The sequence below is a fragment of the Streptomyces sp. NBC_00258 genome, from assembly GCF_036182465.1.
Lineage (GTDB): Bacteria > Actinomycetota > Actinomycetes > Streptomycetales > Streptomycetaceae > Streptomyces.
In genome coordinates this window covers 2,875,067-2,890,266 of the sequence record NZ_CP108081.1, presented here as the reverse complement: position 1 = coordinate 2,890,266, position 15,200 = coordinate 2,875,067, and the positions used below count along the sequence as shown (strand labels likewise).

Genomic DNA, 15,200 nt, shown 5'->3' with positions numbered 1-15,200 from the left:
ACCGCCGCACAGCGGTGGCGCTGGGTCCAGCTTGCCGTCCGCCACTGACAATGCCCTTTCGGTACGCGTCGGTTCGCCCGGTTAGCGGAGGGGAAACATCACGGAAATCCCTTGTCGGACAAGGGCCCTACGCTGGAAGACAGGGCCTGGAGCCGTACTCCCGGCGGCCCGGTGAGGGGAGGCGAGCCCGTGGTCGACGTCCCGCGACAGCACCCGAGGACCACCGCGCGGCTGCGCCCGGTGGGCGACGGAGAGCTGCGGTTGCACCACCGCGTGGTGCATGGCTACCGCCGCGCCTACCGCATGGCCGGCGAGGGCCCGGCACTCGTCCTGATCCACGGCATCGGCGACTCCTCGGCGACCTGGGCCGAGGTCATCCCCGACCTCGCCCGCACCCACACGGTGATCGCCCCCGACCTGCTCGGCCACGGCGCCTCGGACAAGCCCCGGGCCGACTACTCGGTGGCCGCGTACGCCAACGGGCTGCGCGATCTGCTCTCCACCCTCGGCATCGAGCAGGCCACGCTGATCGGGCACTCGCTCGGCGGCGGCGTCGCGATGCAGTTCGCATACCAGTTCCCCGAGCGCACCGAGCGGCTGATCCTGGTCAGCGCCGGCGGCGTGGGCCGCGAGGTGAACCCGGTCCTGCGGGCGGTCTCGCTGCCCGGCGCCGACCTGGCCCTGGCGGCACTGAGGCTGCCGGGGATGCGTATCCAAGTGGGGCTGGTCACCCATCTGATGAGGCTCCTGGACACCGACCTGGGCCAGGACGCGCCGGAGTTGCTGACCCTCGTGGACGCCCTGCCCGACGCGACCTCGCGCAGCGCGTTCATCCGTACGCTGCGGGCGGTGGTCGACTGGCGCGGCCAGGTCGTCACGATGCTCGACCGCTGCTACCTCACCCAGGGCATGCCGACGATGCTGATGTGGGGCGACCGCGACAGCGTGGTCCCGGTGCGGCACGCGTACGGGGCGCACGAGGCGATGCCCGGCAGCCGCCTGGAGATCTTCGAGGGCGCCGGGCACTTCCCCTTCCACACCGACCCGGCCCGCTTCCTCTCCCTCGTGGAGGAGTTCACCGGCACGACCAGCCCCGCCGACTGGAGCCGTGAACGCTGGAGCGACCTCCTGCGCGCCGGCAGCCCGGGAACCGCCGCGGGCCGGCCGGACACCGCCCGCAGCCTCGCGGTCGAGCGGGACTTGAGGGAGGCGAGCGAACGCAGCGCGACGTGACCGCCGCGCGGGCCGCGCCTCGGGGTGGCGCCGTCAGCCCTCCCGTGCCCCCGACGGCTCGGGTGCGCCGAGGACCGCGTCCCGTTCCTCGTTCGTCAGCGGTGGCTCGGTCAGCGGGGACCGGCGCGGCCCGCGCAGCACCGCGAGAACGATCTCGGGCTTGAACAGGGCGGTGATGGGCGCGGACAGTGTCACCACGCCGAGGAACTCCTTCGCTACCAGCGGACGTCCGGACGCTGTCAGCATCAGGCGGTTCACGTAGCGCCCGAGCAGTTTCTGCGTCCCTCCGGGCTCCTTGCCGATCGCACCGGGGTACCGGATGTCCGTGCTCGTGGCCAGCTCCCAGGCCGTCGCCACCGGACGCGCCACGGCGCGCTGCACCCGTCTCGCGAGCCTCGGCGCCGCGAACCCGTACTCGGCAACATGCTCACGCAGCGCCACCGCGCCCTGCGCGGCCACCGACATGCCGTGCCCGTAGATCGGGTTGTACGTGGCGACCGCGTCCCCGAGCACGACGAATCCCTCGGGCCAGTCCTTCACCTTCTCGAAGAAGCGCCGCCTGTTGACCGTGCTGCGGGTGACCACGACGTCCGTCAACGGCTCGGCGCGGGCGATCAGCTCGCCCACGAGGGGATGCCTGACGTCGTCGCGCGCGAACGTCTCGAACTCCTCGGCGGATCCCGTCGGCTGACCGCCGCGCGTGCCCGACAGCGTCACCAGCCAGCGCCCGCCCTCGATGGGCACGATGGTCGCGCTCCGCCCGGGCACCGGCTGAGCCGCGTCCGGCTGCACATTGACCACGGGGTACTCCTCCGTGCCCTCCGGCGCGCGGAAGATCCGGCTGGCGTACGCGAGTCCGGAGTCGACCTCCTCCATCGGAGCCTCCGGCACGCCCAGCGAGTCCAGCCAGGAGGTGGCCCGCGATCCACGCCCCGAGGCATCCACCACGAGATCGGCTTCGAGCACGCGCTCCTCGCCCCCGCTGGTGCGGACGCGCACGCCCGTCACCCCGGAGGCGTCACCTTGCAGTCCCAGCAGCTCGGTGCGTTCCATGACGGTGATCCGCGGGCTCTCGGAGATCCGGGCCCGGAGGACCGAGTCGAGAAGATCACGGCTGCAGGCGATCATGAACTGCATCTCGGGCCAGCGCCGGAGCCAGCCGTGCGGCTGCAGGGACACCAGACCGGTCGGGAGCGGGATCCGCCGGGCGCCGGCTGCGAGCCAGGCGTCGGTCACCCCTGGCAGCAGCTCCTCCATCGCACGGACGCCGCCGGACCACAGGAGATGGGCGTGGCGGGCCTGCGGAAGCCCCTTGCGCGGCTCGGGCCCGTCGGGCAGGGCGTCACGCTCGACGAGGGTGACGTCGGCGTGCGCGCGCAGCGCGGCGGCGGCAAGCATTCCGGCCATGCCTCCGCCGATGACGACAGCACGTCTTTGCGCTCCACCCGGACGGGTGCTAGCGGGTTCGTTCATGGGAGTCGCTCTCCGACCTGGTCGTGGCCTGCTCTCGGGCGGCCGTGACGACGGCCGACCGACGCAGGGCCATGGAAATCCGTACGAGATCGCGGGGGGCCTCGGTGGCCGCGTAGGGCGCGGCGGTCGTCGCCGAGCTGATGACCCTGCCCTCCGGGTCGGCGGCCCTGGCCCGCACCGCCGCGGTCACCATCGCCGCGTCGGCCTCCGCCTGGGCCCCGACGGGGTCGGAGCCCGCCGCAACGGCCGCGTCGTAGGCATGCGAACGCACCTCGGAGTCGAAGTAGGGGTGCAGACCGAGGATGCCGTCGTGGATGTCGGACTCCCGCTGGGTGACCTGGAGTTCGGCGGGGGACCACCAGGCGATGCGCACGGCACGCTCCTCGTATCCCGAGGCCGACTTCAACTCCCGCCAGAGCGGCCCGAGTCGACGGTACGTGGACCAGGTGCTCCAGGTGTCCCCGATGCGCTGGCAGGCCAGCGGGACGCAGAAACCGACCGCGCTGATCTGCGCGCCCGCGGAGGCCAGCACGGGGGCCACGTAGGTGCTCAGGTCGTCCAGGTTCCCGCCGTTCCAGCGGGCGACCACCGCGGTGAACTTGGTGGCCGCGTAGGGGATGTTGAGCAGAAAGCCGAGCGCGATGATCAGCAGCCCGACCCGCAGCCAGCCGTGCACCTGAAGTGCCCAGCGCCAGCACATGACGTTCATCGCGACACCCGCGACCGTGAGCGACGCGAGATAGAGCACGATCATCTCGCGGATGAAAGGTGTTGTCGCGTAGTACGTGTCGAGGTCCCGCAGCCGCTCGACCGGCGCGTCCCCGAGCACGAACAGTGTGATCAGGGCGACGGCCACCAGGCCGTACCCGGCGATCCAGCGGCGGGACGCCCGCCGTGTCACCTCGGGCGGACCGCCGCGCCAGTTGATGATCAGTACGAGGCAGGCGGCGCTGAACGCGCTCAGCAGCGCGTAGACGAGCGGGGCCGAGATGTTCGGGATCCCGGTGATGCGGTTGACCTCGGCGATCGTCGGCGGGGCGGCGAAGAAGAACACCAGGCCCGCGAGGGCGAGCAGAGCGCACACGGCGCGCAGCAGCGGATCGCGCCAGGAGCGCAGCAGTGCGGGAGCCTTGACGGCGAACGCGACCGCCATGGCGGCGGCGGGTATGTAGTAGCTGGAGTCGTCCATGGCGTCGGCGGCTTCAGCCCCGTGGCCCGCGGTAACCCAACGACGCCTCGATGCGGCCGGCGAGACCGTCGCGGCGCACCGGGCCGCGTATCGCCGAACCGGCCAGCCAGCCGCGGCACTTGCTCGCCAGCAACAGCCCGAAACTCTCGGCGTCCTTCTCGTCGGCCAGGTCGGACCGGGTGCGGGCCGCCACCCTCAGGACGGTCGCCTGCAGGTCGGCGTCGTCCGACAGCATGCGGGCGGCGACGGCCGCCCCCTCCACGTGGTGGCTGCAGTGCCCGGCGTTCATGTGCCACAGCTCATGACCGAGGATCACCAACTGGTGGTCGGGCGCGGTGCGTTCCTCGACGACCACGAGGTCCTGGTCCGCCATGTCGAGCCAGAGCCCGCTGGCGGTGCACGGCGGGAACGCGGCCGTACGGAACTGCACCGGGCGGCCGCGCCGTCTGCTCATGGCGTCGCACAGCGCGGCATACAGATCGGCGGGCTCCGCCGGTGCCGGCAGTGAGAGCTCGTCGACCAACTCGCCGCACAGGCGGCGCATGTCCTTTCCTATGCCCACAGAATCCCCCGGATCACGACTCGGGCCGCTTGACGCTCTCCAAGAGCATGTCCAGCCACTCGGCGACCTTGTCCCGGTGCTGGTCGGTGGGCAGCTGTGCGGCCCGCCAGGCGATGCCGCGGACCCCGTGGTCCTGCAGCAGCCGCTCCAGCGGATCGTCGGCGGCCGCCAGGGCCGCCTCGCGCTGCCGGTCCGCGAGCCGCTGGAGCAGCTCCTGCTCGGTGTGCTGGAGGGCGCCCGCGAGCGCCTCGGGGTCCTCCGCGGTGAGGAATCCGGCGTGCACCCGGAAGAATCGCTGGATGGCGTCGCAGTGCTCCATCGTGGGACGCCGGTCGCCGTTGATGAGGGCGCCCGCCTGCTGGCGCGACATACCGGCGCCGTCGGCGATCTCCTGCTGGGTGTAGCGGCGGCCGCCCGGCTTCAGCCGGGTGCGGCGCAGCAGGTCGAGGCGCTGCAGGAAGCGGGCCTGGAGATCGGGTTCGCCCGCGGGCCGCCCGTTGAGCAGGGATCTGACCACGACCTCGGGGACTCCGGAGGCCGCGGACAGCCGCCGGACGTCGAACACCTCGTCGTGCGGCGCGCCGAGCCGGTCGGCCAGCCCGGTGACTCGGGCCACGACGGCCGGCAGCAGACCCGTCGCCGTGGCGCCCGGAACCTCGAAGCCATCCGTCACCGACACTTCTCTCCTACGTCTCAGTCGACCGCTCTGGTGGAACCGGATCCCTCGGACGTGAAGCCCCTGTGGGAATTCCGGAAGTGCGGCGTGAACCGCCCGAAGACCGGAGAGTAGCCCTTTGGTCGAACTCACATCCAGGTCTCGCCACAACTGTGGCGGGATTCGGCCGTCAACGGGCGTCAAATGCCACGATAGTTGACACCGCTCGGCCAGGGGTAGCAGGATCACGACGCCGCGTCAGGGCCGCATAGGCAAGAGGGGTGGACCTCCCGATGGCATACCAGGCAGGAGGGTCCCGGCCGCAGCCGCGACCAGCCCCCGAGAGTCGTGAGGCCCAGGCGTATCTCCAGGACTATGCCGCGCTTCTGGAGGCCGTCACCTTTCCCTCCGTCGTCGTCGACCACCGCTGGGACGTCGTCCTGGCGAACGGTGCGTTCGAGACACTTTTCCGCGGTGTGGGCCCGCATCCCACCGCCATGCCGGGGGACAACTTCCTCCGGTTCGTCCTGTTCCATCCTGATGCGGGCACGGTCCTCGGTGAACACGAGTCGAGGTGGTGCCTGCCGATGCTGGCGCACTTCGCCGCCGCCGTCGAGCGGCACGGCCACGACCACGGACTCCAGTCGATCCTCCGGGACATCGCCCAGGACCCGATCATGGACGCCGCCTACCGGCACGGCCTGCCGCACTGGATCCGCTCGGTCGGCCCGGACGCCGTGGAGCACGACGGGGCGGTGCGGCCACTGGTACATCCCGACCCGCGCTGGGGCCGTACGGACTGCCGCATCGTCGGGGAGACCACCAAGACCCTTCAGGGCATGGGCTATACGCGACTGACGCTGGTCATGCGCGAGGCCCGCCGCTCGCCTGTCGCGCGGCGGACGCGACGCGCGTCGAGTCATCTGAGCGTGGTGCCCACCGCGGAGGCGTAGTCCTCCCTTGCGCAAGCCGTTTGCATTTCTTGCGCTATTCTTGCGCGCATGACGCGACGACTTGCTCAGGTGGCGAAGAAGGTCGGGGTCAGCGAGGCCACGGTCAGCCGGGTGCTCAACGGCAAGCCCGGAGTCTCCGACACCACCCGGCAGGCGGTGCTCTCCGCACTCGACGTCCTCGGCTACGAGCGGCCCACGCAACTGCGCGGCGAACGCGCCCGGTTGGTGGGTCTCGTCCTGCCCGAGCTGCAGAACCCGATCTTCCCGGCGTTCGCCGAGGTGATCGGCGGCGCGCTCGCCCAGTCCGGTCTCACGCCCGTGCTGTGCACCCAGACCAAGGGCGGCGTCTCCGAGGCGGACTACGTGGACCTGCTGCTCCAACAGCAGGTCTCCGGTGTGGTGTTCGCGGGCGGTCTCTACGCGCAGGCCGACGCGCCGCATGAGCACTACCGGCGGCTCGCGGACCGCAACATCCCGGTGGTCCTGGTGAACGCGGCCATCGACCACCTGGGCTTCCCGGGCGTCTCCTGCGACGACGGAGTGGCGGTGGAGCAGGCCTGGCGGCATCTGACCTCGCTCGGGCACGAGCGCATCGGGCTCGTGCTCGGCCCCGGCGACCACGTCCCTTCGAGCCGCAAGCTCGCCGCGGCGCGCGCCCTGGGTGACCTCCCGGACGAGCACGTCGCCCGGGCGATCTTCTCCCTCGAAGGCGGCCAGGCAGCCGCCACCCGGCTTCTCGACCGGGGCGTCACCGGCTTCATCTGCGCCAGCGACCCGCTCGCCCTCGGCGCCGTGAGGGCCGCGCGCCGCAAGGGACTTGCCGTGCCGTCGCAGGTCTCCGTCGTGGGCTACGACGACTCGGCGTTCATGAACTGCACCGAGCCCCCGCTGACCACGGTCCGCCAGCCCATCGAGGCCATGGGGAGGGCGGCGGTGGAGCTGCTGAACGCGCAGATCGGGGGCAGCAGCGTGCCGACCGAGGAGCTGCTGTTCGAGCCCGAGCTGGTGGTCCGGGGATCTACCGCGCAGGCCCCCCGCCCCTGAAGTCTCCGCAGTTGCCGCCGAGATCCATTTGACTGTCAAATAATTACAGACTCTGCGAGACATCTTGCGATCAGATGTCGCCGGTGCTTGAGTGTGCGACGCCAGACACGGCGGCGCGCGCTCCCGACGGGCTGCCGTGGGCCTTCCACGCTCCTGCCCAGAGGGGTCCACCGATGAGAAGCACCGGGTTCCGTCGTACCTGCATCACCCTCATCAGCTGCTCGCTGGCGCTCAGCGCCTGCGGCGGATCCGATGACGACGACACCGCCGGCGGCAAGACCCGCATCACCGTCAACTGCATGCCGCCGAAGAGCGCCAAGGTCGACCGGTCGTTCTTCGAGGCCGACATCAAGGCGTTCGAGAAGCAGAACCCGGACATCGACGTCGTCCCGCACGACGCGTTCCCCTGCCAGGACCCGAAGACCTTCGACGCCAAGCTCGCCGGCGGCCAGATGGAGGACGTCTTCTACACGTACTTCACCGACGCCAAGCACGTCGTCGACGTCAACCAGGCGGCCGACATCACGAGTTACGTCAAGGACCTCAAGAGCTACGACACCATCCAGCAGCAACTGCGCGACATCTACACCGTCGACGGCAAGATCTACGGCATCCCGCGCACCGGCTACTCCATGGGCCTGATCTACAACAAGAAGCTCTTCGAGGAGGCGGGTCTCGACCCCGACCAACCCCCGGCCACCTGGGCGGAGTTGCGCGCCGCAGCCAAGAAGATAGCCGCGCTCGGCAAGGGCACCGTCGGATACGCCGACTACAGCGCGCAGAACCAGGGCGGCTGGCACTTCACCGCCGAGCTCTACTCGCAGGGCGGCGACGTCGTCAGCGAGGACGGCAAGAAGGCCGGCATCGACACCCCCGAGGGCAGGGCCGTCCTGCAGAACCTCAAGGACATGCGCTGGGCCGACAACTCCATGGGCAGCAAGCAGCTGCTCGTCATCAACGACGTCCAGCAGATGATGGGTTCCGGGAAGCTCGGCATGTACCTCTCGGCGCCGGACAACATCCCGATCCTGGTGAAGGAGAAGGGCGGCAACTACAAGGACCTCGCCCTCGCTCCCATGCCGGGCGGCAAGGGCACGCTCATCGGCGGCGACGGCTACATGTTCAACAAGAAGGCCACGCCCGAGCAGATCAAGGCCGGCCTCAAGTGGCTCGACCACATGTTCCTCACGCCCGGTGACGGCTTCCTCGGCGACTACGCCCGCGCCAAGAAGAACGACGCCCCGGTGGGCCTGCCCGAACCCCGGCTGTTCAGCGGCGCCGCCGACGCCAAGGACCAGCAGGTCAAGAAGGCCAACGCCAACGTCCCGGTGGAGAACTACCAGTCCTTCCTCGACGGCAACCAGAGCCTGGAGATGAAGATCGAGCCGCCCCAGGCCCAGCAGATCTACTCCGTCCTCGACAGCGCCGTCTCCGCGGTCCTCACCAAGAAGGACGCCGACGTCGACAAACTGCTGAGCGACGCCTCCGGAAAGATCGACGCCATCCTCGCGCGAGGCTGACACCCGCCATGAAGACAGCGTCCAAGCCCGCGGCGCCCCCACCGACGGCTGTACGGCCGGTGGAGGCGCCGCAACCCGGCCCCGGCGGGCGTCCGTTGCGCCGCCGCCTCGCCGACCAGTCCAGTGCGTACGCGTTCCTCCTCGGCGGACTGCTCTGCTTCGCCCTCTTCTCCTGGTACCCGGCGATCCGCGCGGTCGTGATCGCCTTCCAGAAGTACACCCCGGGCGCGGAACCGGAGTGGGTCGGCACCTCCAACTTCACCCGCGTCCTCCAGGACCCGGAGTTCGCCGCGGCCTGGCGCAACACCCTGACCTTCACCCTGCTCGCCCTGCTCATCGGCTTCGCCGTGCCCTTCGCGCTCGCCCTCGTGCTCAACGAACTCCGGCACGCGAAAGCCTTCTTCAGAGTCGTCGTGTACCTCCCGGTGATGATCCCGCCGGTGGTCAGCGCCCTGCTCTGGAAGTGGTTCTACGATCCCGGCGCCGGCCTCGCCAACGAGGCGCTGCGCTTTCTGAACCTGCCCACCTCGAACTGGTCCAACGGCGCCGACACCGCCCTCGTCTCCCTTGTGCTCGTGGCCACTTGGGCGAATCTCGGCGGCACGGTCCTCATCTACCTGGCCGCGCTCCAGAGCATCCCCGGCGAGCTGTACGAGGCGGCCGAACTGGACGGCGCGACCATCTGGCAGCGCATCCGCCATGTGACGATCCCTCAGACCCGGTTCGTCATCCTCATGCTGATGCTCCTTCAGATCATCGCCACCATGCAGGTGTTCACCGAGCCGTTCGTGATCACGGGCGGCGGCCCGGAGAACGCCACGGTGACCGTCCTCTACCTCATCTACAAGTACGCGTTCCTCTACAACGACTTCGGCGGAGCCTGCGCCCTCAGCGTCATGCTCCTCCTCCTGCTCAGCGCCTTCTCGGCGGTGTACCTGCGGCTCACCCGCTCCGGAGAGGAGGCCTGATGAGCACCACCCGCACCCTGGTCTCGCCACTCACACTCGCCCGGCCTCGCGGCAGGGCCGTCTACTGGACCGTCTTCACCGGAGTGGTCCTCCTCTTCACGCTCGCCTTCCTCTTCCCGGTCTACTGGATGACCACCGGCGCCATGAAGTCGCCGGACGAGGTGACCCGCACCCCGCCGACCCTCGTCCCGGACCAGTGGCACGTCAGCGGCTACACCGACGCCTGGGACCTGATGGACCTGCCGACGCACCTGTGGAACACGGTGGTTCAGGCCACGGGAGCCTGGATCCTGCAACTCGTGTTCTGCACGGCCGCCGCGTACGCCCTGTCCAGGCTGAGGCCGGCCTTCGGCAAGGTGATCCTCGGCGGCATCCTCGCCACCCTGATGGTCCCGGCGCAGGCCCTGGTCGTACCGAAGTACCTGACCGTCGCCGACCTGCCGCTGATCCACACCAGCCTGCTCAACGACCCGCTCGGCATCTGGCTGCCCGCCGTGGCCAACGCCTTCAACCTCTATCTCCTCAAACGGTTCTTCGACCAGCTTCCGCGCGACGTGCTGGAGGCCGCCGAGATCGACGGCGCGGGACGGCTGCGTACGCTCTGGTCGATCGTGCTCCCGATGTCCCGGCCGGTCCTGGGAGTCGTCTCGATCTTCGCGCTCGTCGCCGTCTGGCAGGACTTCCTCTGGCCGTTGATGGTCTTCTCCGACACCGACAAACAGCCCATCAGCGTGGCGCTCGTCCAGCTGTCCCAGAACATCCCGCTGACCGTGCTCATCGCGGCGATGGTGATCGCCAGCCTCCCGATGGTCGCGATGTTCCTGGTGTTCCAGCGGCACATCATCGCCGGGATCAGCGCGGGCAGCACCAAGGGCTGACGCCCCCCTCCGCAGAAGACTCCGCAGACTCCACGCCGAACAGACGAAAGGCAGGCACCGTGGGACAGCCTTCCCCTGCCCGCACCGACGACCAGTGGTGGCGCAGCGCCGTCATCTACCAGGTGTACGTACGCAGCTTCGCGGACGGCGACGGCGACGGAACCGGAGATCTCGCCGGCGTCCGTGCCAAGCTGCCCCACCTCGCCGAACTCGGTGTGGACGCCCTGTGGTTCAACCCCTGGTACCCGTCCCCGATGGCCGACGGAGGCTACGACGTCGCCGACTACCGGGCCGTCGACCCTGCCTTCGGCACCCTCGCGGAGGCGGAGAAACTCATCGCCGAGGCACGGGAGTCGGGCATCCGCACCCTCGTCGACATCGTCCCCAACCACGTCTCCGACCGGCACCCGTGGTTCCGGGCGGCGCTCGCGGCAGGCCCCGGCAGCCCCGAGCGCGAGCTCTTCCACTTCCGCCCGGGGCGCGGCGAGCACGGTGAACTCCCGCCCAACGACTGGCCGTCCCAGTTCGCGGGCTCCGCCGAACCGGTCTGGACCCGGTTGCCCGACGGCGACTGGTACCTCCACCTGTTCACCCCCGAGCAGCCCGACCTCAACTGGGCGCACCCGGCGGTCCGCCAGGAGCACGAGGACGTCCTGCGCTTCTGGTTCGAGCGGGGCGTCGCCGGCGTACGCATCGACTCGGCGGCCCTGCTCGCCAAGGACCCGGACCTGCCGGACTTCGTCGAGGGCCGCGATCCGCACCCCTTCGTCGACCGCGACGAACTCCACGACATCTACCGCTCCTGGCGCGCGGTGGCCGACGAGTACGGCGGCATCTTCGTCGGCGAGGTCTGGCTCCCCGACTCCGAACGCTTCGCCCGCTACCTCCGCCCCGACGAACTGCACACCGCCTTCAACTTCGCGTTCCTGTCCTGCCCTTGGGAGGCCGAACGGCTGCGCACGTCGATCGACGAGACCCTCGCCGAGCACGCACCGGTGGGCGCGCCCGCGACCTGGGTGCTGTGCAACCACGACGTGACGCGCACAGTCACCCGATACGGCCGCACGGACACCGCCTTCGCCTTCGCCACCAAGGCCTTCGGCACACCGACCGACCTGGTGCTCGGAACGCGACGGGCCCGGGCCGCCGCGCTCCTGTCCCTCGCCCTGCCGGGTGCCGTCTACCTCTACCAGGGCGAGGAACTCGGCCTGCCCGAGGCGGAGATACCGCGCGAGCGCATCCAGGACCCGATGCACTCCAGGTCGGGCGGCGTCGACCCGGGGCGCGACGGGTGCAGGGTGCCGCTGCCCTGGGTGGCGGGGGCACCGTACGCGGGATTCGGGTCGCGGGAGGAGCCGTGGCTGCCGCAGCCGGCGGGCTGGCGTGCGTACGCCGCCGACCTCCAGGCCGCCGACCCGGGCTCCATGCTCGCGCTCTACCGGACGGCGCTGACGATCAGGCCGGAGTTCGGTGACGGCCCCCTCACCTGGCTGCCCGCACCCGACGGCGTCCTCGCCTTCGCCCGGGCGGACGGACCGGTGTGCGTCGTGAACCTCGCCGACACCCCGGCCGAGCTGCCCGCGCACTCCCGGCTGCTGCTCAGCAGCGGCCCCTTGACCGCGGAGGGACGCCTCCCGCAGGACACGGCGGTGTGGCTGCGCACCGGCTCCTGAGACCGCATCCCGCTATCCCCGTACCCCCACCACGAAGGGATCAGCACATGCACAGCTCTCGTTCCAGGCATGTCAGGCTCATGTCATCCACTCCGGCGGCGGCAGCCGTGGCGGTCGCCCTCGCGGCGGGCATGCTGACCGCCACCGCCCCCACCACCCACGCCGCTGCCGCGGCCGCCGGCGCGGACCTCCCCTTCACCTCGGTCGAGGCCGAGTCCGCGACCACCACCGGCACGAAGATCGGCCCCGATCACACCCAGGGCACCCACGCCTCGGAGGCCTCCGGCCGCCAGGCCGTGCGGCTCGCCGCGGGGCAGCGCGTCGAGTTCACCGCGCCCCGGACCCTGAACGCGGTGAACGTCGCCTACAGCGTCCCGGACGGCCAGTCCGGCACTCTCGCCGTGTACGTCAACGGCCAGAAGCTGGCCAAGTCGCTCGCCGTCACCTCCAAGTACTCCTACGTGGACACGCCCTGGATCCAGGGCTCCAAGACGCACCACCTCTTCGACAACACGCGCCTGCTGCTCGGGCAGACCGTGCAGCCGGGGGACAAGGTCGCCTTCGAGGCCGTGTCCACCCAAGTGACCGTCGACGTCGCCGACTTCGAGCAGGTGGCAGGCGCGGCGACCAAGCCCGCAGGCGCGGTCTCCGTCACCGACAAGGGCGCCGACCCCACCGGCCAGGGCGACTCCACGCAGGCCTTCCGGGACGCGATCGCCGCCGCGCAGGGCGGAGTGGTGTGGATCCCACCGGGCGACTTCCGGATCACGTCCTCGCTCAACGGGGTCTCGAACGTCACCGTCCAGGGTGCCGGCAGCTGGCACTCCGTCGTGCGCACCTCCCGCTTCATCGACCAGACCAGTTCCTCGGGCGGAGTGCACCTGAAGGACTTCGCCGTCGTCGGAGAGGTCACCGAGCGCGTCGACTCCAACCCGGACAACTTCGTCAACGGCACTCTGGGTCCCGGCAGTTCGGTGTCCGGCATGTGGCTCCAGCACCTCAAGGTCGGCCTCTGGCTGACCGGCAACAACGACAACCTCGTCGTCGAGAACAGCCGCTTCCTCGACATGACCGCCGACGGCCTCAACCTCAACGGCAACGCCCGCGGGGTCCGCGTCCGGAACAACTTCCTGCGCAACACCGGCGACGACGCGCTCGCCATGTGGTCGCTCTACTCGCCCGACACCAACAGCAGCTTCGAGAACAACACCATCTCCCAGCCGAACCTCGCCAACGGCATCGCGATCTACGGCGGCACCGACATCACCGTCAAGAACAACCTGGTCGCCGACACCAACGCCCTCGGCAGCGGGATCGCCATCTCCAACCAGAAGTTCCTCGACCCCTTCCACCCGCTCGCCGGAACCATCACCGTCTCCGGCAACACCCTCGTCCGTACGGGCGCGATGAACCCCAACTGGCAGCACCCGATGGGCGCGTTGCGTGTCGACTCGTACGACAGCGCCATCGAGGCGACGGTGAACATCACCGGGACGACGATCACCGACAGCCCGTACAGCGCCTTCGAGTTCGTGTCGGGCAGCGGGCGCGGGTACGCGGCCAAGAACGTCACCGTGGACGGGGCGACGGTGAACAAGGCGGGCACGGTCGTCGTCCAGGCAGAGACACAGGGCGCGGCGAAGTTCAGCAACGTACAGGCCACCGGGGTCGGCGCCGCCGGCGTCTACAACTGTCCCTACCCGACGGGGTCCGGCACCTTCACGCTCACCAACGGCGGCGGCAACTCCGGCTGGGACAGCACCTGGTCGGACTGCTCGACCTGGCCGCAGCCGGGCTCGGGCAACCCGGACCCCGACCCGACCCGCAACCTCGTCAAGGGCCGGCCCGCCACCGCGACGGGCTCGACCGACGTCTACACGCCCGGCAAGGCGGCAGACGGCGACGCCCAGACGTACTGGGAGTCCACCAACAACGCCTTCCCGCAGGCCTGGACGGTGGACCTCGGCTCGGCGGAGTCCGTCCGCAGGCTCGTCCTGAAGCTGCCGCCGCTCGCGGCCTGGCAGACGCGGACACAGACGCTGTCCGTGCAGGGCAGCACAGACGGGTCCACGTACTCGACGCTGGTCGCCTCGAAGGGGTACCGGTTCGACCCGGCCACCGGGAACACGGTGACCGTCACGCTGCCGGACGGTGCCAGGCCGCGCTACCTGCGGCTCAACGTCACCGCCAACACCGGCTGGCCCGCAGGGCAGTTCAGTGAAGTGGAGGCGTATCTGAACTGACGTCCTTCACCACACGGTCGACCGGTGCACCGCGCTTCGCCGCCTGGATCTGCTCGTACACATGGGTCCGCAGTTCGGCGAAGCGCGGTGCCACCCGGGTGTGCAACTGGTCGCGCTCGACCGGGAGATCGATCTTCAGCTGCTCCTGGACGACGGTCGGGGAGGAGGACAGGATCAGCACCCGCTCGCCGAGGTACACCGCCTCGTCGATGTCGTGCGTCACGAAGAGGATCGTGATGCCCCGCTGCCGCCACAACCCACGGACCAGGTCCTCCAGTTCGGCACGGGTCTGCGCGTCCACCGCCGCGAACGGCTCGTCCATGAGCAGCACATCCGGCTCGTACGCGAGCGCGCGGGCGATCGCCACCCGCTGCTGCATGCCGCCCGACAGCTGCCACGGGTACGCTCCCGCCGCGTCGGTGAGACCGACCGACTCCAGCGCGTCGGCGACCAGTTCGCGGCGCCTCGTGCTCGACAACTTCTTCTGCTTGAGGGGGAGTTCGACGTTCTCCCGGACCCGCATCCAGGGGAAGAGACTGCGCCCGTACTCCTGGAAGACGACGGCCATTCCGGGCGGCGGCCCGGTCACCCGCTCACCTCCGAGGAGCACGTCACCGGCTGTGGGCGTCAGCAGTCCGCCCACGCACTTCAGCAGTGTCGTCTTGCCGCAGCCCGACGGGCCGACGAGACACACCAGTTCGCCGGCCTCGACCGTGAAGGTGAGGTCGCGTACCGCCTCCACGCGGCGGCCCGATCCCTCGTAGACCTTCTGGAGGCCGCGTACGTCGAGCATGGAGCGCCCTTTCGAG

General features: G+C 70.1%; 13 protein-coding genes. 8 read left to right on the top strand and 5 right to left on the bottom strand.

The annotated features are described in order from the left end of the window. The first annotated feature begins 189 nt into the window (after positions 1–189). The gene (locus OG718_RS13085; RefSeq protein ID WP_143644065.1) at positions 190–1,233 is read left to right on the top strand and encodes an alpha/beta fold hydrolase; all 1,044 of its coding nucleotides are present in this window, start codon (positions 190–192) and stop codon (positions 1,231–1,233) included. Between the two features lie 33 nt (positions 1,234–1,266). Here OG718_RS13085 and OG718_RS13080 read toward each other — a convergent pair whose 3' ends face one another. Genes OG718_RS13080 through OG718_RS13065 form a run of 4 tightly spaced genes read right to left on the bottom strand, consistent with a single transcriptional unit; the run spans position 1,267 to position 5,130 of the window. Further along, on the bottom strand, positions 1,267–2,706 hold the full coding sequence (locus OG718_RS13080) for an FAD-dependent oxidoreductase (RefSeq protein WP_143644064.1): 1,440 nt from the start codon (positions 2,704–2,706) through the stop codon (positions 1,267–1,269). Further along, positions 2,690–3,895, bottom strand: a complete 1,206-nt coding sequence (locus OG718_RS13075; protein ID WP_328844206.1) for an MAB_1171c family putative transporter — start codon at positions 3,893–3,895, stop codon at positions 2,690–2,692. The genes OG718_RS13080 and OG718_RS13075 overlap by 17 nt, the downstream gene beginning before the upstream one ends. Positions 3,896–3,908: 13 nt before the next feature. Beyond that, the gene (locus OG718_RS13070) at positions 3,909–4,439 is read right to left on the bottom strand and encodes a toxin-antitoxin system, toxin component (protein ID WP_328844205.1); all 531 of its coding nucleotides are present in this window, start codon (positions 4,437–4,439) and stop codon (positions 3,909–3,911) included. Positions 4,440–4,470: 31 nt separating this feature from the next. Then, positions 4,471–5,130 carry a helix-turn-helix domain-containing protein gene (locus OG718_RS13065; protein WP_143644061.1) on the bottom strand — a complete coding sequence of 220 codons (660 nt, stop codon included), beginning with the start codon at positions 5,128–5,130 and terminating at the stop codon, positions 4,471–4,473. A gap of 275 nt (positions 5,131–5,405) precedes the next feature. On the opposite strand from OG718_RS13065, the gene OG718_RS13060 reads away from it, so the two are divergent. The 7 genes from OG718_RS13060 to OG718_RS13030 all read left to right on the top strand — a co-directional run bounded on the left by OG718_RS13060 (position 5,406) and on the right by OG718_RS13030 (position 14,391). Next, positions 5,406–6,065, top strand: a complete 660-nt coding sequence (locus OG718_RS13060) for an MmyB family transcriptional regulator (protein ID WP_328844204.1) — start codon at positions 5,406–5,408, stop codon at positions 6,063–6,065. 48 nt (positions 6,066–6,113) lie between these two features. Next, a complete protein-coding gene (locus OG718_RS13055) occupies positions 6,114–7,109 on the top strand; it encodes a LacI family DNA-binding transcriptional regulator (RefSeq protein WP_186001537.1) in 996 nt (331 codons plus the stop codon). Between the two features lie 173 nt (positions 7,110–7,282). Then, positions 7,283–8,629 carry an ABC transporter substrate-binding protein gene (locus OG718_RS13050; protein WP_328844203.1) on the top strand — a complete coding sequence of 449 codons (1,347 nt, stop codon included), beginning with the start codon at positions 7,283–7,285 and terminating at the stop codon, positions 8,627–8,629. 8 nt (positions 8,630–8,637) lie between these two features. Further along, on the top strand, positions 8,638–9,597 hold the full coding sequence (locus OG718_RS13045) for a carbohydrate ABC transporter permease (protein WP_328844202.1): 960 nt from the start codon (positions 8,638–8,640) through the stop codon (positions 9,595–9,597). Next, positions 9,597–10,475, top strand: coding sequence for a carbohydrate ABC transporter permease (locus OG718_RS13040; protein WP_143644057.1), 879 nt, complete (start codon positions 9,597–9,599; stop codon positions 10,473–10,475). The genes OG718_RS13045 and OG718_RS13040 overlap by 1 nt, the downstream gene beginning before the upstream one ends. A gap of 59 nt (positions 10,476–10,534) precedes the next feature. Then, entirely contained in the window at positions 10,535–12,148 is a 1,614-nt protein-coding gene (locus OG718_RS13035; protein WP_143644056.1) for a glycoside hydrolase family 13 protein, read from the top strand. A gap of 47 nt (positions 12,149–12,195) precedes the next feature. Next, complete coding sequence (locus OG718_RS13030) at positions 12,196–14,391, top strand: discoidin domain-containing protein (RefSeq protein ID WP_328844201.1); 2,196 nt, start codon at positions 12,196–12,198, stop codon at positions 14,389–14,391. Here OG718_RS13030 and OG718_RS13025 read toward each other — a convergent pair. Beyond that, positions 14,363–15,184 carry an ABC transporter ATP-binding protein gene (locus OG718_RS13025; protein WP_143644054.1) on the bottom strand — a complete coding sequence of 274 codons (822 nt, stop codon included), beginning with the start codon at positions 15,182–15,184 and terminating at the stop codon, positions 14,363–14,365. The two genes, OG718_RS13030 and OG718_RS13025, sit on opposite strands and share 29 nt — an antisense overlap. Between the last annotated feature and the right edge of the window lie 16 nt (positions 15,185–15,200).